Origin of the sequence: Microbacterium hominis NBRC 15708 (assembly GCF_001592125.1) — a bacterium.
GTDB lineage: Bacteria > Actinomycetota > Actinomycetes > Actinomycetales > Microbacteriaceae > Microbacterium > Microbacterium hominis.
Map to the genome: position 1 here is coordinate 71,920 of NZ_BCWI01000005.1, position 25,365 is coordinate 97,284.

The window sequence follows — 25,365 nt, forward strand, 5'->3', positions numbered from 1 at the left end:
GACCCCACGCTACGCCCCGCGGCGGACCGTCAGTCGCCGAGCAGCCGCGCGATCACGGTCAGCACGCCGGCCTGCGCGTTCGACGGCGCGCGGAAGCGCGCAACGGCGGCGACCTCGGGATGCGCGTCCGCCATCGCATACGACCAGTCGGCGGCCCGCAGCAGCTCGAGATCGTTCAGGTAGTCGCCGAAGGCGGCCGTCTGCGCCGACGTCACGCCCAACGCGTCCTGCAGCGCGCGCAGCGCGACGCCCTTGTTGACGGTCGGGTTCATGATGTCGACCCAGTGCTGACCGGAGACGACCACCTGATGGGTCGCGGCGAGGTCGGCGAAGGCGGGCGCCGTGTGCCGTTCCCCGCCGTCGACGTCGAAGATCGCCAGCTTGAGGATCTGATCGTCGACCGCGAGCAGGTCGGGAACGACCTCCAGCCGGGCGTAGTACTTGTCCACCTCGGCGAGGAACGCCTCGTCCGTGTCCTCGACGTAGGCCGAGCGCTTTCCGCACAGCACCAGCCCGGCCCGCAGGGCTCCGGAGGCGACCAGCGACCGCACGCGCACCACGACCTCGGCCGCGACCGACGGGTCGACGGCGTCGGAGCTGACCTCGACGTCGCCGCGGACGACGTACGCGCCGTTCTCGGCGATGTAGTCGAGCTCTGCGTCGACACCGGCGAACGTACGCTGCAGCGTCGCGAGCTGCCGTCCGCTCGCGGGAGCGAAGGCGATGCCCCGATCGCGGAGGCGCTCGAGCAGGGGCCACAGGCCCTCCGGCACCGAGCCGTCGGGCAGCAGCAGCGTGCCGTCCATGTCGACGGCGATGAGACGGATGTCGGCGGAGGTCACGCCTCCATCCTCTCCCACCGGCCCCGCCGCGCGTCGCGCGCCGCGACCGGGGGATAACCCGAAACGGAACCGGGGGACCGCTCCCCTGCGCCCGCGGTCGGCCGCGCCCTAGCGTGGAGTCATGCCCCACACCGATCATGCCGGCGCCCGTCCCGCGCCACCGGCGACCGTGCCCGAGGCGACGCCCACGCGTCGGATCGGCCTGCTCGCCCACCTGGGCGCCATCGCGCAGCTCGCCGCGATGGGCCTCGCCGGCACCGCCGTCTTCACCGTCCTCCTCCTGCTGCTGAGCCTCGGGCTGGGCCTGCTGCCCGCCCTCGGCATCGGCGCGGTCTTCCTCGTCGCCTTCGTCTACGCGATGTGGGCCACCGCCTGGCTCGAGTACGCCCGCGTCGACGGGCTCTACTCGTTCGGCCTGCCCGCCCTCCCCCTCCGACACAGCGGCCGTCCCGGGTTCGGCGGCTGGCTGCGTTCGCTGTGGCGTCAGTTCACCGACGGACCCATGTGGCGCGGCATCGCCTCGGCGGCGATCTCCACGATCCTCGGTCTCGTGGTGCTGCCGATCGTCGGCGCCCTCGCCTCCAGCGTCGCCGTGCTGTTCACCCCGCTGGTCGGCGGCGACAGCGTGCGCGTGCCGAGCACCGACGTGCACATCGGCAGCGAGTGGGCCGTGTTGGTCGGCGTCGTCGGCATCCTCGCCGGCCTCGCCCTCCTGGTCGGCGCCGCCCTCCTGCACGGCGTGCTCACCCGCGCCGTCCTCGTGCCCAGCCGCGAGGCCGTGCTCCTCGAACAGGCCCGCACGGCCGGCACCCAGCGCGAGAGCGCCGTGCGCGCCGGCGAGGTCGAGCGCACCCGCATCGAGCGCGACCTCCACGACGGCGTGCAGCCCCGGCTCGTGTCCGTCGGGATGACGCTGGGCCTGGCCCAGCAGAAGATCGACTCCGACCCTGCCTCCGCGAAAGCCCTGATCGACGAGGCGCACACCTCGACCAAGGCCGCCATCACCGAGCTGCGCCAGCTGGCCCGCGGCATCCATGCGTCGGTGCTGGACGACCGCGGGCTGGATGCCGCGCTGAGCGCGCTCGCCGCGCGTTCGCACGTGCCGGTGAGCCTCGACGTGCGCCTCCCCGCCCCCGCGGCCGGCCGCTGCAGCCGCACCGCCGAGGCGGCCGTCTACTTCGCGATCGCCGAGTCGCTCACCAACGCGGCCAAGCACTCGCGCGGCAGCGAGGTGCGTGTCACGGTGCGTCTGCGCGACGCCGTCGACGGCGCGGCGCCGATGCTCTGGGCGCGCGTCGAGGACAACGGCGTCGGCGGAGCCCAGGTGCTCCCCGGCGGCGGGCTGGACGGCATCGCCCACCGCATCGCCGCGGCCGGCGGCATGAGCCGGCTCGACAGTCCCCACGGCGGCCCGACGGCGCTGGAGGTGAGCGTCCCGTGCGCATCCTGATCTGCGAGGACTCCGCGCTCCTGCGCGAGGGACTGGTACGGCTGCTCGACGACGCCGGACACGAGGTCGTCGCAGCCCTGCCCGACGCCGGCGACCTCGTCGCCACGGTCGAGGCGACCGCGCCCGAGCTCTGCATCCTCGACGTCCGCCTCCCCCCGACCTTCACCGACGAGGGCATCCGCGCCGCGGTGCACCTGCGCCGCACCCGCCCCGACCTGGCGGTGCTGGTCCTCAGCCAGTACGTCGAGGAGCGGTACGCCGGCGAGCTCATCACCGAGCAGTCGGGCTCGCTCGGCTACCTGCTGAAGGACCGCGTCGCCGACGTCTCAGACTTCCTCGACGCGGTCGCGCGGATCGGCGCCGGGGCGACCGTGCTCGACCCGGAGGTCGTCGCCCAGCTGCTGACCCGTCGCGGTCGCGACGTGCGCATGGAACGCCTCACCGACCGTGAGCGCACCGTGCTGGCGCTCATCGCCGAAGGCAAGAGCAACCAGGCGATCGCCCAGACGCTGTTCGTCAGCGAGGCGAGCGTCGAGAAGCACATCACCTCCCTGTTCCAGAAGCTCGATCTGGAGCAGGACGAGCACGGCAACCGCCGCGTGCTCGCCGCCCTCATCCACTGGGAGAACGGAACCGCCCGATGACCACCCTCACCCCGCCTCCCGTCCCGCCGTCCCTTCCGGCCCCGCCCCAGCCGCCCGCGCAGCCGCCCGCGACCACACGCTCGGCCTCCCGGGTCGTCGCGATCCTGACGATCGCCCTCGGCGGCGCGCTGATCCTCGGCGCGCTCGGCACGGCCGCACTCGGCGCGCTCGGCTCCGCCACGCGCGGTGCCGGCGGCACGCTGACGGCGGATGCCGCCGGCATCCGTTCGCTCGACGTCGACGTCGCCGCGGCCGACCTCACGATCGTCTACGGCGGCGACGAGGTCACCCTCGACGTCGACGGCGCGGCCTCCGACTGGCGCCTGCGCCGGGACGGAGGCAGCCTCGTGGTCGAGACGCAGCGCGCGTGGTGGAGCGGCATCCGCCCCTTCGCCGAGAGCGACACGGCCGTGCTGACCCTCCCGCGCGCCCTCGAACGCAGCGCGCTCGACGCCGACATCTCCTTGAGCGCCGGCGCGCTGCGCGCCCAGGGCACGTACGGCGAGCTCGACCTCACGGTGAGCGCCGGGTCGATGACCGTGTCGGGTGGGGCGTCCGCGCTGGAGGCGGACGTGTCCGCGGGGCGGCTGGTGATCGACCTCGACCGCGTGCAGACGGCCGACTTCACCCTCAGCGCCGGCTCCGTGGAGGGCAGTCTCACGGGGTCCGCGCCGCGCGCGCTGACGGCGGAGCTGAGCGCGGGACGCCTCGCGCTGGTGCTGCCGGACGACACCTACGCGGTGTCCACCGATGCGTCGGCGGGCGACGTCGAGAACCGACTCCGCGTCGATCCGGCCTCGCCGCACCGCATCACGATCAGCGTCGCGGCCGGCTTCGCGTCGCTGCGCTCGTGAGTCGTCGCCGCCGTAGCTGACAGGACGGTATGCGAACGGTATGCACTCGTCGGGCTCCCTCGGCTCCGTGACCGAACCGTTATACGGTGAAGTCATCGCCGGAACCCGAATACGACTCCATGATCCGGGGGTCGGCGACGCAGGACTCTCCCCCTGCGAATGTGGTGCAACGGATTGCAGGGCCGGTCGTCCGCTCGGACGGCCGGCCCACCGTCGTTCTCGGGCACCGGCGCGGGCCGTGTCTTTCTCACAGGACACACGACTGCGCACCCTCCCCCGCGGGCGCTAGCGTAAGGGCGTGAGCACTCCCATCGACGCCACCCGCACTCCCGCCTGGGCCGCCCTCTCCGACCGCGCCGCGAGCTTCGCGCCCGATCTGCGGGCCTGGTTCGCCGACGACCCGACGCGCGTCGAACGCCTGACCTTCGACGCCGCCGACCTGCACGTCGACCTCTCCAAGAACCTGCTGGACGACGGCATCCTGGCGTCGCTCCTCGCCCTCGCCGACGACGTGCACCTCGCCGACCGCCTCGCGGCGATGTTCCGCGGCGAGCACATCAACACGACCGAAGACCGTGCCGTGCTGCACACGGCGCTGCGCCGTCCCGCCGGCGCGACACCCGAGCTCGTCGTCGACGGACAGGACGTGGATGCCGACGTGCAGGCCGTCCTGGAGGCGATGACCGCGTTCGCCGACCGCGTGCGGTCGGGGGCATGGAAGGGCGTCACCGGAAAGAAGGTGACGCACGTCGTCAACATCGGCATCGGCGGCAGCGACCTCGGCCCCGCGATGATCTCCACGGCGCTGGAGCCGTATGCGACCGCCGGCATCCAGGCGCGCTTCGTCTCGAACATCGACCCGTTCGACCTCGCCCACAAGACGAAGGACCTCGACCCCGAGACGACGCTGTTCATCGTCGCGTCGAAGACCTTCACCACGCTGGAGACCCTCACCAACGCACGACTCGCGCGCGACTGGCTGTGGGCGGGCCTGACCGCCGCCGGCGCGATTGACGGGTCGGACGCGCAGAAGCAGGATGCCGTCGCCCACCACTTCGTCGCGGTCTCCACCGCGCTCGACAAGGTCGCGGCCTTCGGCATCGACCCGGCCAACGCCTTCGGGTTCTGGGACTGGGTCGGCGGCCGCTACTCGGTGGACTCCGCCATCGGCCTCTCACTGATGGTGGAGCTGGGCCCCGACGCGTTCCGCGAGCTGCTCGCGGGCTTCCACGCGATCGACGAGCACGTGCGGACGACCCCGTTCGAGCGGAACGTCCCGGTGCTGATGGGCCTGCTCAACGTCTGGTATACGAACTTCCTCGGCGCCCAGTCGCACGCCGTGCTCCCCTACGCCCAGCAGCTCAGCCGCTTCGCGGCGTACCTGCAGCAGCTGACGATGGAATCCAACGGCAAGAGCGTCCGCTGGGACGGCTCTCCCGTCACGAGCGACACGGGCGAGATCTTCTGGGGCGAGCCGGGGACCAACGGCCAGCACGCCTTCTACCAGCTGATCCACCAGGGCACGCGCCTCATCCCGGCCGACTTCATCGCCTTCGTGAACCCCGCCTACGACCTCAGCGACGGCGGCCGCGACGTGCACGGCCTGTTCCTGGCGAACTTCCTCGCGCAGACCAAGGCGCTCGCCTTCGGCAAGACGGCCGAGGAGGTCGAGGCCGAGGGTACGACCGGCGCCCTGGTCGCGGCGCGCACCTTCCCCGGCAACCGTCCGACGACGTCGATCTTCGCGCCCGCGCTCACGCCGCGGGTGCTGGGCGAGCTGGTCGCCCTGTACGAGCACATCACGTTCACGCAGGGCGTCGTCTGGGGCATCAACTCCTTCGACCAGTGGGGCGTCGAGCTCGGCAAGCAGCTGGCCCTGCAGATCGCCCCCGCGATCGAGGGCGACGAGGCCGCGACCGCCGCGCAGGACGCCTCGACCCAGGCGCTGCTGTCCTACTACCGCTCCCACCGCAGCTGACTCCCGCATCCGTGCATCCGCGAGAAACCATCGCCGCGTCGAGAAACACGCGCCGGCGTGGTTTCTCGCGGGGGTGGTGATTTCTCGCCGTCAGGCGAGGTGCGTGTGGAAGCGTTCGCCGGCGGCGCTGAAGATGCTCAGCACCTCGGCGGGGCCTTCCGCGGTCGCGCTGAGGGAGTGCGGCAGACGGGTGTCGAACTCGGCCGCCTCCCCGACGGCGATGGTGTGCTCCGTGCCGTCGAGGGCGAGCCGCACGCGACCGCTCAGCACGTACAGCCACTCGTAACCGTCGTGGATGCGCGGCGCCGGGGCGGCCGCCGACGGCGGGTAGACGATCTTCAGCGCCTGCACGGCGGAGCTCTCCCGCGTGAGCGGTGCGATGACCATGCCGTCGCGGCGCTCGACGGCGCGGTGCACGCGCGGGTCGGCGGTGCGGGCCGGCAGCAGATCGTCGATGCGGATGCCGAGCTGACGCGTCAGCGGCAGCAGCAGCTCGAGCGAGGCCTGCCGCTTGCCGGACTCCAGACGCGAGAGCGTGCTGACCGAGACGCCGCTCGGGCCGGCGAGGTCGTCCAGCGTCCAGCCGCGAGCCCGCCGCGCGGCCCGCAGACGCGCACCGACCTGATCGAGCCCCGTTTCCATGCGCCGATCTTGCCATTACCGCAAATCAGATTGCAACAGCGGCATCCCTCGCGCAGAGTGGAGCCATGCAGGAACGGGAATGGGATGCCGTGGTCATCGGCGGCGGGGCCGCCGGGCTGAGCGCGGCGCAGATGCTGGGGCGCGCCCGGCGCCGGACGCTCGTCATCGACGGCGGCGCGCCGCGCAACGCCGCCGCGGAGCACATGCACGCCGTGCTCGGGCACGACGGCATCGCGCCGGCAGAGCTGCTCGCCCGCGGGCGCGACGAGGTGGCCCGGTACGGCGTGCGGGTCGAGGCCGGCGAGGTCGGGGCGGTCCGCGACGAGGGCGCGACGCTGCGGATCACGCGCGTCGACGGCACGGTCGACCTCGCCCGTGCGCTCGTCATCGCGACCGGCGTGCGCGATGTCCTGCCGCCGGTCGACGGCATCGCCGCGCTGTGGGGCCGCAGCGTCCTGCACTGTCCGTACTGCCACGGCTACGAGGTGGCCGATGCCCGCCTGGGCGTGCTGGCGACGTCGGCACAGAGCCTGCACCAGATCGAGCTCGTCCGGCAGTGGAGCGCCGACCTCACGGCGTTCACGGCGGCGATCGAACCGCTCGACGAGACCGTCCGGGCGCGCCTGCGCGCCCGCGGCATCCGCATCGTCGACGCCCCGGTCACCGGCGTGCGGAGCGAGGACGGGACGCTGCGAGCGGTGCAGGATGCCGCGGGCGGCAGCCACGGGATCGACGCCCTGTTCGTCGCGCCGGCACCCGTGGTCGACGTCGCCTTCGCCGACGCGCTGGGCCTCGCCCGCGCCGATCTGCCGGGCTCACCGCTCGCGGTCGACGTGCTGGGGGCGACCTCGCACCCCCGCGTGTGGGCCGCCGGCAACGTCGTGGCACCCTACGGCAACGTGCCCGTCGCCCTGGCGGCCGGGTCGATGGCCGGAGCGGGTGTCAACGCCGCCCTCGCGGCGGAGGACGCCGACCTCGCCGTCGCAGCGCGCGCCCGGCAGCGCGCCGCCGACTGGGAGCAGCGCTACGCGGAGCGCGACCGCATCTGGTCGGGCCGGGTCAACGCGGCCGTCGCCGCCGTCGCGGGTGGTCTCGAGGTCGGCACCGCTCTCGAGATCGGTTGCGGCGAGGGCGCGGATGCCGTGTGGCTCGCGGAGCGCGGCTGGCGCGTGACGGCGGTCGACCTCTCCCCCACCGCGATCCGTCGCGGCGCCGCCGCGGCGGCCGAGCGCGGACTGGGCGGCCGGATCGCGTTCTTCGTCGGCAGTGGCGCCGATGCCGCCCCGGCCGGCACGTTCGACCTCGTCAGCGCCGGCTTCCTGCACTCGTGGGAGGAGGACTTCCCGCGGATCGCGCTCCTGCGGGCGGCGGCCGACCGCGTCGCCGTCGGCGGCCACCTCCTCGTCGTCTCGCACGCCGCCGCGCCGCCCTGGTCCACCGGTCACGGCGACGGCCACGCGCCACGACTGCTGCCGCCCGCCGAGGAGCTGGAGCTGCTCGCGCTCGACCCCGACGCGTGGGAGCGCGTGATCGTCGACATCCGCGATCGCGAGGTGACCGGCCCCGAGGGCGAGCAGGCGGTGCTGAAGGACGGCATCCTGCTGCTGCGCCGCCGCTGACCGCCCCGACGGACGCGGCTCGCGCCGACGAGAAACCGGATCCGGCGCGAGAAACACCCCGCCACGCGGTTTCTCGCGGTGGTTATGGTTTCTCGGCGCCAGCAGCGGCGGCGGCGGCGCGGCGCTGCCAGGCGGGCGGCGTGCCGTAGCGCTGCGGTGGGATGAGGCGGCCTTCCGCGCAGTCCGCCACGAGCGCGGCGAGGCGGTCGGCGCGGGTCTGGGCGCGTTTGGCGCCGCGCACCCAGTGCGCGCAGACGCGGCGGTAGCCGTCGGTGGCGGCATCCCAGAACGCCTGCGCCGCCGGGACGGCGGCGAGGGCACGCAGCTCGACCTCGTCGAGCTCGTCGCGCGTCTCGTAGGAGTAGACGGCACTGCGGTCGGGGCGGCGCCGCTCGAACGCCGCCAGGCCGGCGGGGTGCATGCGCCCTTCCGCGGTCAGCCGTTCCACGTGGGCGATGTTGACGGCGCTCCACGTCGAGGAGGCCGTGCGGGGCGTCCACCGCTGGATGCGCGCGTCGTCGTCGAGGCGACGGCTGGTCGAGTCGATCCAGCCGAAGCAGAGCGCCTCGGGGACCGCGTCCTCCCAGCGCAGCCCCTGCTCGGGATGCCCCTTGCGGCGGCGCACCATCCACAGCTCGGTGGCCGTGGCGTGGTGCTGCTCGAGCCAGGCCCGGAAGGCCGCGGCATCCGCGAAGAAGACCGCCTCGGGACCGGCATCGCTCATGCCGCGACGCTATCAGCGCCGTGAGACACCGGCCAGAGATCGCTCTGCCGACGGATGCCGGATAGACCCCGCGGCCGACGACGCCGACGACGGCGGCGCGAAGACTGGAGGCATGAACACTCCCGTGCTGTCTGCGACCGGCCTCCTCAAGCGCTACGGCGATCTCACCGCGCTCGCGGGCGTCGACGTCGAGATCGCCGCCGGCGAGGCCGTCGCCGTGATGGGCGCGTCGGGGTCGGGCAAGACCACGCTGCTGCACTGTCTCGCGGCGATCATCCCCCCGGATGCCGGTTCGGTGCGCCTCGGCATCCCGGACGCCGCCCCCGTCGAGCTCGTCGGCATGACGGAGAACCAGCGGTCGGCGGTGCGACGCGCGCACCTCGGCTTCGTCTTCCAGGAGCACCTGCTGCTGCCCGAGCTGACGGCGGTCGAGAACGCCGCGCTTCCGCTCCTGCTGCAGGGCCGGCCACGCGCGGCGGCCGAGGCGCACGCCGCCGCCTGGCTCGGGACGCTCGGGCTGGCGGGCATGGAGCAGCGCCGCATCGGTCAGCTCTCGGGCGGCCAGGCGCAGCGGGTCGCGATCGCGCGGGCGCAGGTGACCGGTGCGCCGATCGTGTTCGCCGACGAGCCCACCGGAGCGCTCGATTCCCGGACCTCCGGCGAGGTCATGACCGCACTGCTGCACGCGACCACCGGCCAGGGGCGCAGCCTGGTCGTCGTGACCCACGACCCGGGCGTCGCGGCCCGCTGCGATCGCACGCTGCACATGATCGACGGACGCATCACGAGCCCGGCGGCCGCCGCGGACCGCACGCCCGCCCCGGACGGGAGCGTCGCATGAGCCTCGCCGGAACGCTCCGCCTGACCGCGATGCTGGCCCGCCCGGCGCGCCAGGGGCGCGCGGCGCTCGCGCTGCCCGTGGTCGCGTTCGCCGTGACCACCGCGCTGCTGCTGGTCGTCGCCGGCGGCGTGCGCATGTTCTTCACCGACCCGCGGGCCGCCGGTGACATGGAGATCCTCTATCGCGTGCTCAGCGCGCTCGCCCTCGTGCTGCTGACCGTGCCGATCGCGACCCTCGGCGCGGCGGCGGCACGACTGTCGGCGCGCCGGCGCAACGACCGGCTCGCGACGTTGCGACTGCTGGGCGCGAGCGTCGGCGAGGTGAGCGCGATGACGGTGCTGGAGGCCGCCGGCACGGCGATGGCCGGCGGCATCCTGGGGGTCGGACTGTACGCGGCCCTGCTGCCCGCGGTGGGCCTGCTGCCGTTCTTCGGCGGTCCGGTCGGCGCGGGCGCGCTGTGGACGGGCGCGGCCATCATCGTCGCGGCGGTCGCCGGCGTCGTGGTCATCGCGACGGCGAGCGCCGCGCTGAGCCTGCGCAGGGTGCAGCTGACCCCCCTCGGGGTGGCGCGGCGGACCGATCCGCCGCGGCGGCGCACCGCGGCGCTCGTCTTCGGCATCCTGGGACTCATCGCCGTGGCGACCGTGGTGTCGAACATCACGGCGATCGCGCAGGTGTGGGGAGCCGCCGTGGGCCTCATCGTGCTGGTGGGCCTGTTCGGGGCGGCGCTGCTGGTGGTGAACGTCGTCGGGACGCCGCTGATCGCGGCCCGCGGCCGCGGCCTGGCGCGCACGACCTCCTCCCCCGCGCGGCTCATCGCCGGGCGGGAGCTGTCGGCGCACGCCGCCTCGGCCTGGCGTCGCGTGTCGGGAATCGCGATGATCGCGTTCATCGCGGTGGTGGGCGGGGCGGGCGCGAGTCTGGTGATGCTCGCCGGCGACGACGGCGGGACGGGTGCCCAGGCGGTTGTCTTCGCCGACATGCGCACCGGCGTGCTGGTGACGCTCGCGATCGGCTTCGCCCTGCTCGCCTGCTCGGTGGGCGTCACGCAGGCCGCCTCCGTGCTGGAGGATCGCGAGCTGATCGTGGGGCTGGATCGCCTCGGCATGCCGGAGAGGGATCTCCGCCGCGCCCGGGCCCTCACGGTGATGGTGCCGCTGCGGTGGGCGGCGGTGGGCGGCGCGCTCGTCGGAGCGGCACTGGCGCTGCCGATCGTGGGACTCACGGTGCTGGTGGCACCGGCCTCGCTCGCGGTGATCGCGGGCACGTTCGTGGCCGGCATCCTGCTGGTGCGTCTGTCGCTCGTCGCGACGCGGCCCCTCGTCACCGCGATCCGCCGCGGCGTCTGAGGCGTCGGCGTCGGCGGCCCGGACGGGCTCAGGCGAGCCGGGGCCGGTTCCACTGCCCCGGCTCGTCGAACTCCGCGTAGCGCACGTCGACGCCGTCGGGGCCGAGGGATGCCGCGCACACCAGCAGCGACAGGGTCGGATAGCCGAACGGTCGGTTGTCCCGCACGATCGCGCGGTCGTCGGTGGGGCCGACCCCGCTCGTGCGCTCGAGCGTGTCGAGCCAGGGCTCCCACCAGCGCTCGTCCACGGCGGCGGGCTCGGCGAAAGCGTCGCGCCAGGCGGCGATGCGCGCCGTCGCCTCGTCGTCGATGTCGTCGTGCGCGATCATGTGGATGCCGGGCGTCAGACCGACGCGGCGCAGGTCGGTGCCGTCCCACATCGTCACCGTCACGCCGGCCCGGGTCACCTCGACGAGGTTGAACCCCTGCGCGTGCGGCGGCGCGATCGGGCCCTCCCCCGCGACGGCGTCGAGGACGATGCGTCCCCGCGACCGTGGCGGCTCCGCCTGCCCGGCGCCGTCGGCGGGCAGCACGTCGGCGCGGTTGAGGATCACCGCGACCCGTCCGGCCCCGGCATCCGCCGCCAGCCAGGCGCCGCCCGCGCGCCGGTCGCGCACCCCCGTGACGTCGGGGAGCTCGGGCCACCACGGCCCGAGCGGGTCCCACGAGCGGGCGGGGTCCTCGTCGCGCACGGCGAGCAGCCGCACGGGCGCTGCGGGGTCGGCCGGGACGTGGACGATGACGGTGCACACGGTGCTCGTGACCTCTCCGTCCGCTCCTCGTGCCCGCGCCGGCGGGCGTGGGAGGATCGGACCATGTTCGTTGTCGTGGGCGTGACGGGCGGCATCGCCGCGTACAAGACGGTGCACCTCGTGCGCGCCCTCGTGACCAACGGGCACGAGGTGCACGTTGTTCCCACGGCGGACTCGCTGCGCTTCGTCGGGACGACCACGTGGGAGGCCGTCAGCAGGAATCCTGTCACGACCAGCGTGCACGACGACGTCTCCCGCGTGCGCCACGTGGCCCTCGGCACCTCCGCCGACCTCGTCGTCATCGCCCCGGCGACCGCCAACACGCTCGCCAAGATGGCCGCGGGGATCGCCGACGACCTGCTCGGGGTCACCCTGCTCGCCACGACCGCCCCGGTCGTCGTGGCCCCCGCGATGCACACGGCCATGTGGGAGCACGCGGCCACCCAGGCCAACATCGCGACACTGCGCTCGCGCGGCGTGCACGTTGTGGACCCCGCCGACGGCCCGCTCACGGGCGGCGACAGCGGCCCCGGGCGGATGCGCGAGCCGGAGGAGATCGTCGCGGCCGCGCTGGCCGTCGCCGCCGGGCACCCGGCCGACCTCGCCGGACGGCGCATCGCCGTCTCTACCGGCGGCACGCGCGAGCCGATCGACCCCGTGCGCTTCCTCGGCAACCGCTCCAGCGGACGTCAGGGCGCCGAGCTCGCCGTTGCCGCGGCCGCGCGCGGGGCCGAGGTGACGCTCGTGGCGGCGCACGTGGACGAGGGCGTGCTGACCGCGGCATCCCGCCACCCCCGCATCGCGGTGGTCCGCGTGGGGACGACCGCCGAGCTGCAGGCCGCGATGACGGATGCCGCGGCCACCGCCGACGTCGTCGCGATGGTCGCCGCGGTCGCCGATTTCCGCGTCGCGGAGGTGTCGCACCACAAGCTCCGCAAGGAGGACGGCGCACCGCGGCTGGATCTCGTGCCGAACCCCGACATCCTCGCGGGATTGGTCGCGGCGCGGCGGCCGGGCCAGATCGTCATCGGGTTCGCGGCCGAGACGGCGGCCGACGACACCGAGCTGCTCGCGCGCGGGCGCCGCAAGCGGGAGCGCAAGGGCGTCGACCTGCTCGCCGTCAACCGCGTCGACTGGGAGCACGGGTTCGAGGCGACCGAGAACCGTGTGCTCCTGCTGGATGCCGCGGGTGCGGTGGTCGCGGAGGCCGCGGGCTCCAAGCACGCCGTCGCCGACGCGATCTGGGACGCCGTCGCCGTCGTGCGCTGAGCGGCTCGCCGCGTTTCGACTCGTCGCTGCGCTCCTCGCTCAACGACCGGGGTTCCTCTTCCCCGGTCGTTGAGCGAGCGTAGCGAGTCGAAACGCAGAGCGCAGCGAGTCGAAACGCAGAGCGCCTGCGGTCAGGCCTTCTTCTGCACGTCCAGCAGCGGCGATCCGTGGGTCACGGGGCCCAGGGCCACCGGGTCGACGGTGTCGAACGAGTCGCCGTTGAGGACGATCACCGGCGTGATCAGCGGGTAGCCCGCCTTCTCGATCACGGCGCGGTCGAAGGTGACGAGCGGGGTGCCGGTCTCGACACGATCGCCGTTCTTGACCTTCACGTCGAAGCCCTCGCCCTTCAGGTTGACGGTGTCGATGCCGACGTGGATGAGCACCTCGGTGCCGTTGTCCAGCTGCAGGCCGAAGGCGTGTCCGGTCGGCTGGGCGGCCACCACCGTGCCGGCACCGGGCGCGTAGACCGTGTCACCGGTCGGCTCGATCGCCACGCCCGGTCCCATCACACCGCCGGCGAAGACGGGGTCGGGAACCTGGTCGAGGGCGACGACGGTCCCGTCCAGCGGCGCGGCCACCTGGACGAGCTCGCCCACGGCCGCAGGCCGCTCGGCGACGGCGGTCGCCGTCGTGGCCGCTGCCGTCTCGCCCGCGACGCCGACGAGCTCCGCACCGCCGGCGACGGCCGGGATGCTGTCGCGAGCGGCGCCCGGGGCGACCGCTCCCGCACCGGCCGTGGCCGTCGCGACGGCCGCGTCGGCCGGCTCGGGGTTCTTGTAGCCCGAGATCATGACCAGCACCATCGCGACCACGAACGCGCCCGCGACGGCGATGAGGTAGAGGCCGATCGGGTTGAAGGCGGGGATCGTCAGCAGCGACGTGAAGACGAACGCCTGCGTCGTGATGCCGTGGGGAAGGCCCAGCAGCAGCGATCCGATGCCGATGATCAGACCACCCGTGAGGCAGCCGACCAGCATGCGCGGATAGATCCGCTTGTACCGCAGATGGATGCCGTACAGCGACGGCTCGGAGATGCCGCCCAGCAGGCCCGCCGCCAGGGCGCCGGTCGCCGTCTGCCGCATCTGCTTGTCCTTCTCACGCCAGGCCAGCACCAGCACGCCGGCGGTCGCGCCGAAGCACGCGAAGTTCCACGCGCCCATGGGGCCCTGGATGAAGTCGTAGCCGAGCGTCTGGATGTTCAGGAGCATGATCGCGTTGATCGGCCAGTGCAGGCCCAACGGCACCATGAAGGGGTAGGCCAGCGGGATGACGATCGCGAAGATGAACGGCGAGAAGGAGTTGATGGCGCTGAGGGCGTTCGCCAGCGCGGCACCGGCGTACACGCCGATCGGGCCGATGAGGAACGCCGTGAGCGGGATCATCACGAGCATCGCGATGAAGGGCACGAAGATCAGCTGGATGTTCTCGGGGATGACCTTCTTCAGCCCCTTGTAGACGAGGCCGAGCACCGCGGCCATGAGCAGCGGCGGGAACACCTGGGAGCTGTAGTCGAAGATGGTCAGCGGCATCCCGAACACCTGCACCGTGGTGATGTCGGAGCCCAGGAACGTCGTCTGCACGGCATCCTCGGTCTTCCCGAGCGCCGTGAAGCCGGGGAGCATGACGACGGCCATGATCGCGAAGCCGACCCACGGGTCGGCGCCGATCTTCTGCGACGCGTTGTAGGCGACCATCAGGGGCAGGAAGATGAACACGCACTGCCACATGAGGTTGACGAAGGCCCACGACGGCGGCAGCACCACGCCGGGCGCGTTCCACGCGGGGATCCAGCCGAGCGTCGCCGCGAGGGCCATGAACGTGATGAACAGCGACGCGCCGAGCAGGGCGCCGAGGATCGGACGGAACGAGTCCGAGAGGAACTCGAAGAGGGTGTCGAGCCACGCGTTCGTGCCGCGCGGTCCCTTCGCGCGCTCGCGCGCCTTGATGTCGGCGTCGCTCTCCGCGCTGGCGGGGGCGCCGCCGCCGGCCATGACGGGCAGCGCCATGATCTCGTTGTAGACGGTCTGCACGCCGCCGCCGATCACGACCTGGAAGCGGTCGCCGGCCTGCGGGACCGCTCCGAGCACGCCGGGGATGGCCTCGACGGCGGTCTTGTCGGCCTTGTCGCCGTCGTTGAGCTGGAAGCGCAGCCGTGTGGCGCAGTGCGTGAGACTCGCGATGTTCCCGGGCCCGCCGACGGCGTCGACGATCTCGGATGCCGAATTGGATGCCATGTTTTCGCCTCTTTTTCGTTGTGCGACGTCCTGTCGATGACGATCTGTCGCAGGCGACTCTATATCGCCGTCAGGACGGCGGACAGGCCCCGGACCGTGGCAATCGGGGCCCCTCGATCCGCTCCGCGCCCGGCATCCCCGTTCAGGTTTCACTCAGGTTCCGTGCCGGGGACGTCCAGAAAACGTTGTGAAGCTGTGACCTTCGTGTCCACCCGAGGACGCGCATCGCCCCTTCACCCGCCCCGGGGCGATTCTGATCCACCGGAAGCTGCTCTCTTTATGCCCCGTCTGCCCCACCGTCCCGTGACGTCCGCCCTCCTCGGCCTCGGCCTCGTGATCGGCGCCGCCACGACCACCGCGGGGGCCGTTCCGGCCTTCGCCGTGAGCACCGCCCCGGCCGCGACCAGCGGCTCCGTCGTCGCCGAGTCCACCTCCGCGCCGCTCAGCGCCATCACGGCGGGCGGCATCACCGCCCTCGCCAAGGCCCAGGCCGCCGTCGCCGGCGCCGCGAAGGTCTCCATGGACATCACGGCCTCCGGCCTTGACGTCGGCCGCACCGACATCGTGATCGACACCACGAAGCTCAGCGCGCTCGTCGACAAGCTGCAGGCGCTCGAGGTGACGCCGGCGATGATGATCCCGTCGCTGACCGCGGATGCCACCGCCGAGACCGAGGCCGTGCGCACTCAGACCGCCGACCTGCGCTCCGCCCTCGACGCCGCCAAGCAGCGCAAGGCCGAAGCGGATGCCGCCGCGAAGGCCGCCGCCGAGGCCGCCGCGGCTCAGGCCGCCGCCGAGGCGGCCGCCGCCGCACAGGCGCAGGCGGAGGCGGAAGCCGCCGCCGCCGCGAAGGCGTCGTCGGCATCGGCGTCCGTCCCCTCGGTCGACGTGAACGTCGACCCCGCCTCGGCACAGGGCATCGCCCGCTCCATGGCGGCTGCCAGCTACGGCTGGGGCGACGACCAGTTCGCGTGCCTCGTGTCGCTGTGGAACAAGGAGTCGGGCTGGCGCGTGAACGCCGCCAACAGCAGTGGCGCGTACGGCATCCCGCAGGCCCTGCCCGGAAGCAAGATGGCCTCGGCGGGCGCGGACTGGGAGACGAACCCGGCGACGCAGATCGCCTGGGGCCTCGGCTACATCTCCGGCCGCTACGGCACCCCGTGCGGCGCGTGGGACCACTCCGAGTCGGTCGGCTGGTACTGACCGCTCCCCCATGCCCCGAGAACGGCCCGGACGAATCCGTCCGGGCCGTTCTCCCGTTCTAGGGTGGGCGCATGACGTGGCAGACGCGCGCTTCGCGCACCGTGTACGAGAACCGCTGGATCCGCGTCGACGAGCACGACGTCCTGGGCCCCCACGGCGAGGGCATCTACGGCGTCGTCGAGATGCAGCATCCCGCGGTGTTCGTCGTGGCGCTCGACGACGACGACCGCGTCTGCCTGATCTCGCTCGAGCGCTACACCACCGGCCCGTCGTGGGAGGTGCCCGCGGGCGGTTCCGACGGCGAGGACCCCCTCGTCGCGGCGCGGCGGGAGCTGGCCGAGGAGACCGGGATGACGGCGCGCGAGTGGACGCCGCTCGGACGGATGAACGCCCTCAACGGCATCGCGCGTGCGCCCGAGTTCGTCTTCCTCGCCCTCGGCATCGAACGGGCGACGGATGCCGCCGCGACCCAGCACGAGGAGGGCATCGACGCGGTGCGCTGGGTGCCGTTCGCCGACGCCCTGCGGATGGTGCGGGACGGCGAGATCACCGACGGCGAGACGGTCGCGGCGCTCGCCTACGCCGGCATCCACCTGGGCCGATTCGCCTGAGCGTGCGGGGACCGATCGGGCTCAGCCCTGGCGTCCCTTGAAACGCGGGGTGAGCTTGTTGATGACGTAGACCCGCCCGCGGCGGCGGACGACCTGTGCGCCCGGCTGCGCCTTGAGGGACTTGAGGGATGCGCGAACCTTCACGATGACTCCTTATTGAGAATACTTATCAATAAAACGCTAGAGTGGTGCGACCCGTCCGTCAACCCGAGAGCAGGATCGTCGTGCCCCCCTCCCCCCTGATCGTCGCCGGACTGTGCACACCCGAGCGCCGCCGCTACGCCGCCGGGCTCGCCCACGCCAGCGGTCGCGGCCTGCTGCGGGTCAGCGCGAGCAGGGGCGGGACGGCGTCGGAACCCGACGGCCCCATCGCCGTGCCGCTGCTGCGCGACCGGCGCGAGATCGAGCGCGTCGTCATCGATGCCGACATCGACGTCGACGTGCTGCACCTGGACCTCGTCACGCGTGCGGAGCCCGCGCCGATCGTGTGCGTCGTCGACGCCCGGCACCTGCTGGCGGATCTGCGCGATCCCAGCCCGCTCCGCGACGCGGCGCCCGGCGGAGGAGGCGACGCCGACACCGGCGCACGGGCGCGTCGCGCAGTCACGCTCCTGGAGGCCGCGACGCTCATCAGCTTCGTGCACTGGGAGCGGGTCGAGACCGCCGAGCTGTCGCTGCTCATGGCGCTGGCCTCGCACCTGGCGCCGCGGGCGCGCGTCCGCCTGTCGCGCGGCCCCGCCGAGGACCTTCCGGCGCTGGCGCACGGGCACCCGGACGGCGTCGGCGAGGCCCCGCTGCCGGAGCGCGCGGGCTGGGTGATGGCACTCAACGACGAGCACGACCCGTACATGACCGATCCGCGCGTGACGACCCTCCGGTACGAGCGCCTGCGCCCGTTCCATCCGTCGCGGCTCGCCGCTGCGCTCGACGAGCTCGACACCGGTCGCCTCGGCCTGCTCGTGCGCTCGGCGGGCTTCTGCCGGCTCGCGACCCGCGCGGGCATCCTCGCCCGGTGGGAACAGGTCGGCTCGGCGATGTGGATCGACCCCCAGGACGCGGGCGAGCACGCGGCCCTCACCGCCCAGGACCTCGCTCTCACGGGACTGGATCTCGTCGCGGATGCCGTCGCGCGCACCCTCGACGGTGCGCTCCTGACGGATCGCGAGCTCGAGGCCGGTCCGGCCGCCTGGGCGCGGTTCGACGACCCGTTGCCCGCCTGGCCGGTGTGGGCCGACGACGCGCGTCCCGATGCCCCGCGCGACCCCCGCTCCGACGCGAGCGGGCCGATGTAGCCCTTCACGGCGAACCCGTCAACCCTCTGCCGTGCTCACGGCGGCGCTCCTAACGTCGAGATCAGTGGTCCAGAGAAGGGAAGACATCATGGGTCTCGACGACAAGATCAAGAACGCGGCCGAGGACCTCGGCGGCAAGGTCAAGGAAGGCGTCGGCAAGCTGACGAACAACGAGCGCCTCGAGGCCGAGGGCGAGGCCGACCAGGCCAAGGCCCACGTCAAGAAGGCCGGCGAGGACGTCAAGGACGCGTTCAAGTAAGCCCCCGCTCGCGACGCCCCCACCCCTCGCGGTGGGGGCGTCGTTCTGCGTCGACCGGTCCGCCGCCCTAGAGTGGGACGACGATATCCGAGGTGGAACGACCATGTCCGAGAACATCGAGCCCTTCTTCACGGTGATCGCGATCGCCTTCGAGATGATCGGCGCCCTCGCGATGGTCGTGGGCTTCGTGATCGCCGTCGTCCTGGCGTGGCGCTCGCTGCGGCGCACGGGCGAGGGACACGCGGCGTACCTGGTGCTGCGCAACACGCTGGGCGCGGCCATCCTCCTCGGTCTCGAGGTGCTCGTGGCCGCGGACCTCATCCGCACCATCACCTCGAAGCCGTCGATCGAGGATGCCGTGATCCTCGGGCTCATCGTCGTCATCCGGACGGTGCTGTCCATGTCGATCCAGATCGAGATCGAGGGGACGCTCCCGTGGCGACGCGCCCTGTTGACCAGCGGCGGCCAGGTGCTGGCGCGGACCATCTCCCGCGAGCGCCAGGATCGGCGCCCCGAGACCCCGGCTACCTAGACGCGTCCCGGTCCGACTCCGACCGCCCCACCTCCCGGCGGACGGCGAGGGTCCGCTCCCGCATCGCGAGGAACAGCGGGAACACGAAGGCGAACGCCGTCACCAGCGACGCCACGACGTACAGCCACGGGCGGCGCATGCCCAGGCGGCGCCCCTCGACGATGATCAGGATGCTGCCGGCCACGGCCGCGACCATCAGATCGACGCCGATCGAGCCGACCGCGGGGCCGGATTGCACGAGGTCCAGCACGTAGTTGCGCATCAGCACGACCGACCAGACGTTGAGGGCGAACGTGCCGACCAGCCCGACGACCGCGAGCGCGAGGTAGGTGAGGGCGAGGGCGGACCGCCGGGGCGTCATGGACACAGTCTGGACCGCGGAGCGCTCCGGCGCAGCCGGCACGTCCGCGGCATCCTCACTCGGACACCGTCACCAGCACGCGATGCCATCCCGTCGAGCCGTTCGGCGCGATGGGCGCCCGCTCCTGGACCTGCAGCTCACCGTTCTTGTTCCAGGCGCGCACCGCGATGTAGTGCGTGCCCGCCGTGGCATCCCACTCGTGCATCCACTGCACCCAGCTGTCGTCGTTGACGGGCGTGGACATCTTGGCGGGGATCCAGCCGGTGTCGTCGATGTTCACCTCGACGCGCCCGACCCCGACCGGCTGCGCCCACGCCATGCCGGCGACCGCGACGGTGCCGGGCGCGACCGGCGTGTCGATCTTCGGCACGTCGACCCGGGAGGAGAGCTTGATCGGCGCTTCGGCGCTGTAGCCGCGCGGCGTCCAGTACGCCTCGTCGGCGGCGAAGGTCGTGACCTTCAGCTCGGTGAGCCACTTCGTCGCCGACACGTAGCCGTAGAGGCCGGGCACGATCATCCGCACGGGGAAGCCGTGCTCGGCCGGAAGCGGCTCGCCGTTCATCGCGACGGCCAGGATCGCGTCCAGGCCGTCGTCGGTGAGGGCGGACAGCGGCGTGCTCGCGGTGTAGCCGTCGGTGCTGCGGGAGAGCACCATGTCGGCGCCGGCCTGGGGACCGGCCATCCGGAGGATGTCGCGCACCGGCACCCCGAGCCAGGTGGCGTTTCCGAGCAGCCCGCCGCCCACCTCGTTCGACACGCAGGTCAGGGTGATGCCGTACTCGTCGAGCCCCATCGCGACGAGCTCGTCGAAGCTCAGCTCGACGCGGCGGTCGACCATGCCGTCCACGACGAGTCGCCAGGTGGCCGGATCGATGGTCGGCACCGTCAGGGCCGTGTCGACGCGGTAGAAGTCGGCGTTCGGCGTGAACAGCGGCGACAGGCCGGGCACGTCGAGCTCGGCGCCCGCGGGGATGGTCAGCGCCCGTCGGGGTGCGGGCAGTTTGAGAGCGTCGCGGATCGCGTCCACCGACGAGGTCGCCGCGGTGACGACGCGTGCCGCGACGCCGACGATCACCGCCGAGACGCCGGCGACGCCGGCGAGGCGGAAGAACCCGCGACGGCCGAGGGCCTGCTCCGACGGTGCGCCGTCGTCGGGGGCGCCGGACTCCCCGGCGGCCGCGCCACGCCAGCGCCGGAGGCGCCGGCCGAGCAGCACGAGGACGACGGATGCCGCGACCGTGCCGATCACCGGCGGAACGAACGACAGCGGCGTGACCCCCGTCCGCGAGACGACCGCGGCCGTGGAGAGCACTCCGGCGATGACGACGATCACGACGCCCAGCGGAGCGCGCAGGTACTCGAGCACCCCGCCGATCGCGGAGGCGATGACGACGGCGAGGCCGAGCCCCGCGAGCAGGGCGATCTTGTCGTTCGCGCCGAAGGTCGCGATCGCGAACTCCTTGAACGGCTGCGGCACGATGTCGATCACGAACCCGCCGACCGCGAGGATCGGGCTGGCGGTGCGCGCGAGCAGGAGGGCGAGCAGCTCCGCGACACCGAGGAAAACGGCGCCGCTCACCAGACCCGCGAGGGCTGCCAGGGCGAGAGACCTCACACGGCCGTTGCGTGTCGTCACAGTGATCTCCTGCCGCCGGGGTCGGGGTTACGCGTGTTGTTCGTCACCGACGCCGGATCGGATGGGAGGGGCGTCCGCTCTCAGCGGGAGAGGTCCACGTGGACGCCGTTCTCCTCCAGCGCGTGCACGAGCTCCGCCACTCCCACGAAGTGCTGCGAGACCATGCCGACACGGCGCGCTGCCGCGACATGGCCGGGCGAATCGTCGGTGAACAGCACGGCGTCGGGGCCGTCAGCCGAGGGTCGAAATGACGGACGACGCCGTCGAGATCGAACAGCCGGAGACGGCAGTTCGAGAGCCGCATGCGACTTTCGTATGAAGTCACGAAAAGGTAACGGAAACCCCTTGTGGGCCGTTACCTGGTCGTTATAGAGCGCTCGCACGGTAGTTGTTTTGCTGTGGCAGCTACCGGCATGTGATTGCAGGACACTCTTGGTGCAAGGGACAAGGGCCGGTCGGAAGCCTCTCCGACCGGCCCTTACTCTTGCGCGTCTTCCTCCCCAGCCCAGCCGCCTGTGCAGTTATCCACAAACGGATTCTGACCAGCCCTTTTCCCGCTCCGATGTCGGAGGTCCGCGGGAGAATCGAGGCATGGAAGACACCGATCCGCTCACGCCGCCGGACGACCGCGCGCGCCTGAACGCGATCCTCGACGGCCTTCTCGACGGGCGCCGCCGCATCGCCGCGCTACAGGCCGAGGAAGCCGAGCTGCTCCATGCCGCCCAGGAGTTCGCGCTCGCGCGACACGACGCCTTCGCGGCCGATCGCGATGCGCCGGACGACCTCCCGCTGCGTTCGGTGGCGGCCGAGATCGGCGCCGCGACCCTCCAGTCCGACCGCACGGTGCAGGCGCGGATGGGCGACGCCGCCACCCTGGTCGCGCGCTTCCCGGCGACTCTCGCCGCCCTGCGCGCGGGCCTGATCAGCCGCGCGCACGCGGCCGTCATCGTGGATGCCGGGGGTGCGATCCCCACGGACGACGCGCGCGACGCGTACGAGAGCGCGGTACTCGCCGTCGCCGAGCGCGAGACGGTCGGCCGACTGCGTCCCGTCGCGCGACGTCTCGCCGATCTCGCTCATCCCGTCCCCCTCGACGAACGTCACCGCACGGCTCGCCGCGATCGTCGCGTCTGGGTCGCCGACCGCGATGACGGCATGGCCGAGCTCGGCCTCACCGGTCCCGCGCACCTGATCCACGGCGCGTTCGACCGGCTCACGCAACTCGCGCGCGCCGTCACCGACGCCCGCCGTCGCCCGCCCGCCGTCGATCCGGTGGGCGCCACGACCGCGCTCGCGGCCGCCGACACGACTCGACCCACGACCGACGGCGAACCGCTCGACGCCCTCTTCCCCGCGGACGACGGCGCGTCCCCCGACACGCGACGCCTCGACGAGGTGCGCTGCGACGTCGCGCTCGACCTGCTGCTGAGCGGGCACGCCACGAGCGAGGCGAGCAACGCGTCCCTGCCCGAGAGCGCGTCGATCCGCGCGCGGATCCAGGTCACGATCCCCCTCCTCACCCTCGTCGGCGCCGATGACCGACCCGCCGATCTGGCCGGGTACGGCCCCGTGGATGCCGACACCGCTCGGCGCCTGGCCGAGACCGCACCCGGGTGGGACCGACTGTTCACCGCCCCGACCGGCGGGACCGTTCTCGCCGTCGACCGCTACCGCCCGAGCAACGAGCAGCGCCGCCTCCTCCGGGCACGCGACGAGCACTGCCGCTTCCCCGGATGCCGCCAGCCCACCCCACGCTGCGACATCGACCATACGATCGCCCGAGAGCACGACGGTCCGACGACGGTGGCGAACCTCGCCCACCTGTGCCGTCGCCACCACACCCTCAAACACCATTCCGCATGGCGGGTCCGGCAGCGGCCGGACGGCAGCCTCCAATGGACCAGCCCGGCCGGGCGCACCTACGACGATCGCCCCGCGCGCTCGCTCGCCTTCGAGCCCGCGCCGTTCTGACGCACCCGCCACCCGCCCGAGCCCGCCCGAGCCCGCCCCGCCGACACAGCCCGCCCGCGCGCCCGTGATGGAATGGCACCATGACCGACACCGCGATCTCGCTCACCCTCGACGGCACACCCGACCTGCCGAGCGCGATCCTGCAGGCGCTCTACCGCATCACCGGGCGTTCCACGGTCGAGCTCCGGCGCAGCATCCAGGGCCGGCAGCCGCTGTTCACCGCCGCCCTCTTCGGCAACGCCCACATCGACGTGGTCCCCCGTCTGGAGAAGACGATCGACTACCTCACCGACCTCGGACTGCCGTTCACGCTCCACGAACACGTCGACGGAGACCGCGACGAGATCGACCTCGCCACCCTCCATGCCATCCTCGGCGGCGCTGACGGCCAGTTCGCCTGACCGCCGCGGCGAGCGACCGGCTCAGACGCCGCCGCCCCCGCCGCCTCCTCCGCCCCCACCGGCCGAGCCTCCGCCGCCCGATCCTCCCGACGTCGATGACGACGACATCGCCGCACTGGAGAGCGAGCCGATGCCCGACGAGAACGCCGACGCATCGAAAGCCCCCGAGCCGTAGTACCAGTACGGACCCGTCGCGCCGACAGCCGTGTAGAGCACCGCGAGCTGCGCCGACCACTCCTTCTCCTGACCGAACACGACGGCGTAGGGCAGCAGCTTCTCGTACAGCACCAGCTTCTGTCGCGGGTCGTCCACGTCCACCGGCGCCCGTTCCGCGCCGGAGGGCGACTGCAGCGTGCGGATGCGATCGGCCTCGGCCCAGCGGATGAACTCCTCGAGCCCCTTGAGGTGATCGCGCGTCTCGGCGCCCAGCGCGGTCAGCGGCTTGCGGGAGCACATCGCGATCACGACGACCGCGATCGCGACGCTGACTCCCAGCACCGTCCACGGCACGGCGGGCTGCACGTACGAGCCCAGCGCCACGAAACCGAGGCCCATCGCGGCCCCCGCACCGACGACCGCCAGCAGGATCGGAAGCCAGCGCGCCCGCGCGGGCACCTGTCGACGCAGCCCTCGGGCGCCGAGCTCGGCCTCCGCCGCGGCGAGGATCTTCTGGGCCACCTTCGACAGGCGGGTGTCCTGCGTGCCGAACCGGTATTGCTCCCCCGGCACGCCGTCCGGGAACAGTCCGTCGAGGAGCATCCTGCCGTCGCCGTCCGCCTTCGACGGGTCGACGAGCTCCGCCGCCAGCTTGTCCTTGCCGAACCAGCCGCCGTCCGTGTCGAGGATCCGGATCGAGCCGCGCACGGCCTGCTCCAGCACCTCGGCGGGGATCGCCTTCGACGTCTCGCCGAGCAGCACCGCGCTCTCCAGCGCATCGACGATCTTGGGCGGGTCGTACTCGGCGATGATCGTCGGCCGCCCCGGCTCGTCCGCGAGCTGCCGGCGTCGCGCCCGCACGCCCAGCACGCCGCCGGCGACGGCGAGGAGCCCGGCCACCGCCTGCCCCCACCCGAACGGCGACGCCAGGTAGCCGGTGTCGTAGGTCGAGAAGGTGCCGTCCGTGAAGCCGACCGCCATCGTCAGGGTCTCGTACGGCTGCACGGCGTCCGCGACCGCCGTCACGATCGTGCCACCGCCGGCATCCGGCGACGCGGCGATCGACGCACACGGCGTCGAGGAGTTCTGCACCCCCTGATAGCAGGCCATTCGGCCCGTGAGTGCGGGAGCGAGCTCGGACCCCAGGTGCAGCCGCGCCGTCACGGTGCCGAACACCTGCGGCCAGTCGACGCCGTTGACGTCCCAGTAGAACTCCAGACCGGAGTCCGGGAAGACCCACGTGACGTTCTCGAGCGTGTAGGTCAGCACGAACGTCTGCGTCCCGCGCAGGAACCCGTCCGCGCGCGACACGATCGAGAAGGCGCCGTCCTCGCTGTCGATCTCGCTCGGGCGCGGCGCGCCGTTCTCGTCGGTCACGGACACGAGTTCCGGGTGCAGCGGCTGCCCGTTGTAGGTGGTCGGCAGCGACCGACGGATGCCGTGGTTCTGATCGGCATCCGGGAACTGCGCGACCAGCGTCTCGACCACCTCGAGGCGGCTCGTCCCGTCGTCGGCGCGGGTCAGCGTGTAGTCCGCGGTCATCGACGAGAACGAGAAATCATCGGCGCTCGTCGGGCGCAGGGCGGGCGCGGATGCCGCGAGCGGACCCGCCGCGGAGGTCGCCGACGCCGGCGCCGCCGGACCCACGAGCAGCAGCGCCGCGAGAGCCGATCCGATCCCGACGAGCAGCGCCCGTCCGCGTCGCCGATGCCCCATGCGCTCCACCCTAGGCGGCGGTGCCCG

General features: G+C 72.8%; 25 protein-coding genes. 15 read left to right on the top strand and 10 right to left on the bottom strand.

What is annotated here, in order from left to right:
• Positions 1-29: 29 nt before the first annotated feature.
• On the bottom strand, positions 30-842 hold the full coding sequence (locus MHO01S_RS05925; RefSeq protein WP_060959066.1) for a Cof-type HAD-IIB family hydrolase: 813 nt from the start codon (positions 840-842) through the stop codon (positions 30-32).
• A 121-nt stretch (positions 843-963) separates the two neighbouring features.
• On the opposite strand from MHO01S_RS05925, the gene MHO01S_RS05930 reads away from it, so the two are divergent.
• The 4 genes from MHO01S_RS05930 (at position 964) to pgi (ending at position 5,768) form a co-directional block, all read left to right on the top strand.
• Entirely contained in the window at positions 964-2,292 is a 1,329-nt protein-coding gene (locus MHO01S_RS05930; RefSeq protein ID WP_061781985.1) for a sensor histidine kinase, read from the top strand.
• Positions 2,280-2,936, top strand: coding sequence for a LuxR C-terminal-related transcriptional regulator (locus tag MHO01S_RS05935; protein ID WP_060959064.1), 657 nt, complete (start codon positions 2,280-2,282; stop codon positions 2,934-2,936). Before MHO01S_RS05930 ends, MHO01S_RS05935 begins: the two co-directional genes overlap by 13 nt.
• Positions 2,933-3,790 (top strand): HtaA domain-containing protein, encoded by an 858-nt coding sequence (locus tag MHO01S_RS05940; RefSeq protein WP_061781986.1) that lies wholly within the window; start codon positions 2,933-2,935, stop codon positions 3,788-3,790. The genes MHO01S_RS05935 and MHO01S_RS05940 overlap by 4 nt, the downstream gene beginning before the upstream one ends.
• Positions 3,791-4,088: 298 nt before the next feature.
• The gene (gene pgi, locus MHO01S_RS05945; RefSeq protein ID WP_060959062.1) at positions 4,089-5,768 is read left to right on the top strand and encodes a glucose-6-phosphate isomerase; all 1,680 of its coding nucleotides are present in this window, start codon (positions 4,089-4,091) and stop codon (positions 5,766-5,768) included.
• Positions 5,769-5,858: 90 nt separating this feature from the next.
• On the opposite strand, the gene MHO01S_RS05950 is transcribed toward pgi, so the two are convergent.
• On the bottom strand, positions 5,859-6,410 hold the full coding sequence (locus tag MHO01S_RS05950) for a helix-turn-helix domain-containing protein (protein ID WP_060959061.1): 552 nt from the start codon (positions 6,408-6,410) through the stop codon (positions 5,859-5,861).
• A gap of 65 nt (positions 6,411-6,475) precedes the next feature.
• Here MHO01S_RS05950 and MHO01S_RS05955 point away from each other — a divergent pair, with 65 nt between their 5' ends.
• Positions 6,476-8,029, top strand: coding sequence for an FAD-dependent oxidoreductase (locus tag MHO01S_RS05955; RefSeq protein WP_061781987.1), 1,554 nt, complete (start codon positions 6,476-6,478; stop codon positions 8,027-8,029).
• Between the two features lie 82 nt (positions 8,030-8,111).
• Here the strand turns inward: MHO01S_RS05955 and MHO01S_RS05960 are convergent, their stop codons facing one another.
• Positions 8,112-8,753, bottom strand: a complete 642-nt coding sequence (locus MHO01S_RS05960) for a YdeI/OmpD-associated family protein (RefSeq protein ID WP_060959060.1) — start codon at positions 8,751-8,753, stop codon at positions 8,112-8,114.
• 112 nt (positions 8,754-8,865) lie between these two features.
• Here MHO01S_RS05960 and MHO01S_RS05965 point away from each other — a divergent pair, with 112 nt between their 5' ends.
• Together MHO01S_RS05965 and MHO01S_RS05970 are read left to right on the top strand one after the other, a co-directional pair.
• Positions 8,866-9,594 (top strand): ABC transporter ATP-binding protein, encoded by a 729-nt coding sequence (locus MHO01S_RS05965; RefSeq protein ID WP_061781988.1) that lies wholly within the window; start codon positions 8,866-8,868, stop codon positions 9,592-9,594.
• A complete protein-coding gene (locus MHO01S_RS05970) occupies positions 9,591-10,943 on the top strand; it encodes an FtsX-like permease family protein (protein WP_061781989.1) in 1,353 nt (450 codons plus the stop codon). The genes MHO01S_RS05965 and MHO01S_RS05970 overlap by 4 nt, the downstream gene beginning before the upstream one ends.
• A 28-nt stretch (positions 10,944-10,971) precedes the next feature.
• On the opposite strand, the gene MHO01S_RS05975 is transcribed toward MHO01S_RS05970, so the two are convergent.
• Positions 10,972-11,694: an NRDE family protein gene (locus MHO01S_RS05975; RefSeq protein ID WP_061781990.1), complete on the bottom strand. Its 723-nt coding sequence runs from the start codon at positions 11,692-11,694 to the stop codon at positions 10,972-10,974.
• A 63-nt stretch (positions 11,695-11,757) separates the two neighbouring features.
• Here MHO01S_RS05975 and coaBC point away from each other — a divergent pair, with 63 nt between their 5' ends.
• On the top strand, positions 11,758-12,963 hold the full coding sequence (gene coaBC, locus MHO01S_RS05980; protein WP_061781991.1) for a bifunctional phosphopantothenoylcysteine decarboxylase/phosphopantothenate--cysteine ligase CoaBC: 1,206 nt from the start codon (positions 11,758-11,760) through the stop codon (positions 12,961-12,963).
• A 131-nt stretch (positions 12,964-13,094) separates the two neighbouring features.
• Here the strand turns inward: coaBC and MHO01S_RS05985 are convergent, their stop codons facing one another.
• Positions 13,095-15,200 (bottom strand): glucose PTS transporter subunit IIA, encoded by a 2,106-nt coding sequence (locus MHO01S_RS05985; protein WP_061781992.1) that lies wholly within the window; start codon positions 15,198-15,200, stop codon positions 13,095-13,097.
• A gap of 279 nt (positions 15,201-15,479) precedes the next feature.
• Between MHO01S_RS05985 and MHO01S_RS05990 the strand changes: the two genes are divergently transcribed.
• Positions 15,480-16,403, top strand: a complete 924-nt coding sequence (locus MHO01S_RS05990; RefSeq protein ID WP_061781993.1) for an aggregation-promoting factor C-terminal-like domain-containing protein — start codon at positions 15,480-15,482, stop codon at positions 16,401-16,403.
• A 71-nt stretch (positions 16,404-16,474) separates the two neighbouring features.
• Positions 16,475-17,014, top strand: coding sequence for an NUDIX domain-containing protein (locus tag MHO01S_RS05995; RefSeq protein ID WP_060959055.1), 540 nt, complete (start codon positions 16,475-16,477; stop codon positions 17,012-17,014).
• A 21-nt stretch (positions 17,015-17,035) separates the two neighbouring features.
• On the opposite strand, the gene ykgO is transcribed toward MHO01S_RS05995, so the two are convergent.
• Positions 17,036-17,158 (bottom strand): type B 50S ribosomal protein L36, encoded by a 123-nt coding sequence (gene ykgO, locus MHO01S_RS06000; RefSeq protein WP_060959054.1) that lies wholly within the window; start codon positions 17,156-17,158, stop codon positions 17,036-17,038.
• Between the two features lie 80 nt (positions 17,159-17,238).
• On the opposite strand from ykgO, the gene MHO01S_RS06005 reads away from it, so the two are divergent.
• The 3 genes from MHO01S_RS06005 (at position 17,239) to MHO01S_RS06015 (ending at position 19,097) form a co-directional block, all read left to right on the top strand.
• The gene (locus MHO01S_RS06005; RefSeq protein WP_060959053.1) at positions 17,239-18,306 is read left to right on the top strand and encodes a GTP-binding protein; all 1,068 of its coding nucleotides are present in this window, start codon (positions 17,239-17,241) and stop codon (positions 18,304-18,306) included.
• A gap of 88 nt (positions 18,307-18,394) precedes the next feature.
• Positions 18,395-18,565, top strand: a complete 171-nt coding sequence (locus MHO01S_RS06010) for a CsbD family protein (RefSeq protein ID WP_060959052.1) — start codon at positions 18,395-18,397, stop codon at positions 18,563-18,565.
• Positions 18,566-18,668: 103 nt separating this feature from the next.
• The gene (locus tag MHO01S_RS06015; RefSeq protein ID WP_060959051.1) at positions 18,669-19,097 is read left to right on the top strand and encodes a DUF1622 domain-containing protein; all 429 of its coding nucleotides are present in this window, start codon (positions 18,669-18,671) and stop codon (positions 19,095-19,097) included.
• Here the strand turns inward: MHO01S_RS06015 and MHO01S_RS06020 are convergent.
• The 3 genes from MHO01S_RS06020 to MHO01S_RS16455 all read right to left on the bottom strand — a co-directional run bounded on the left by MHO01S_RS06020 (position 19,090) and on the right by MHO01S_RS16455 (position 21,312).
• Positions 19,090-19,458: a DUF2834 domain-containing protein gene (locus tag MHO01S_RS06020; protein WP_060959083.1), complete on the bottom strand. Its 369-nt coding sequence runs from the start codon at positions 19,456-19,458 to the stop codon at positions 19,090-19,092. The genes MHO01S_RS06015 and MHO01S_RS06020 overlap by 8 nt on opposite strands.
• A 55-nt stretch (positions 19,459-19,513) precedes the next feature.
• Positions 19,514-21,094: a molybdopterin-dependent oxidoreductase gene (locus MHO01S_RS06025; protein WP_061781994.1), complete on the bottom strand. Its 1,581-nt coding sequence runs from the start codon at positions 21,092-21,094 to the stop codon at positions 19,514-19,516.
• Between the two features lie 80 nt (positions 21,095-21,174).
• Positions 21,175-21,312, bottom strand: coding sequence for a hypothetical protein (locus MHO01S_RS16455; RefSeq protein WP_157553743.1), 138 nt, complete (start codon positions 21,310-21,312; stop codon positions 21,175-21,177).
• A 373-nt stretch (positions 21,313-21,685) separates the two neighbouring features.
• On the opposite strand from MHO01S_RS16455, the gene MHO01S_RS06030 reads away from it, so the two are divergent.
• On the top strand, positions 21,686-23,065 hold the full coding sequence (locus MHO01S_RS06030; RefSeq protein ID WP_060959049.1) for an HNH endonuclease signature motif containing protein: 1,380 nt from the start codon (positions 21,686-21,688) through the stop codon (positions 23,063-23,065).
• A gap of 80 nt (positions 23,066-23,145) precedes the next feature.
• Positions 23,146-23,466: a hypothetical protein gene (locus MHO01S_RS06035; RefSeq protein WP_060959048.1), complete on the top strand. Its 321-nt coding sequence runs from the start codon at positions 23,146-23,148 to the stop codon at positions 23,464-23,466.
• Positions 23,467-23,487: 21 nt separating this feature from the next.
• On the opposite strand, the gene MHO01S_RS06040 is transcribed toward MHO01S_RS06035, so the two are convergent.
• Positions 23,488-25,338, bottom strand: coding sequence for a DUF2207 domain-containing protein (locus MHO01S_RS06040; protein WP_061781995.1), 1,851 nt, complete (start codon positions 25,336-25,338; stop codon positions 23,488-23,490).
• Positions 25,339-25,365 lie beyond the last annotated feature (27 nt).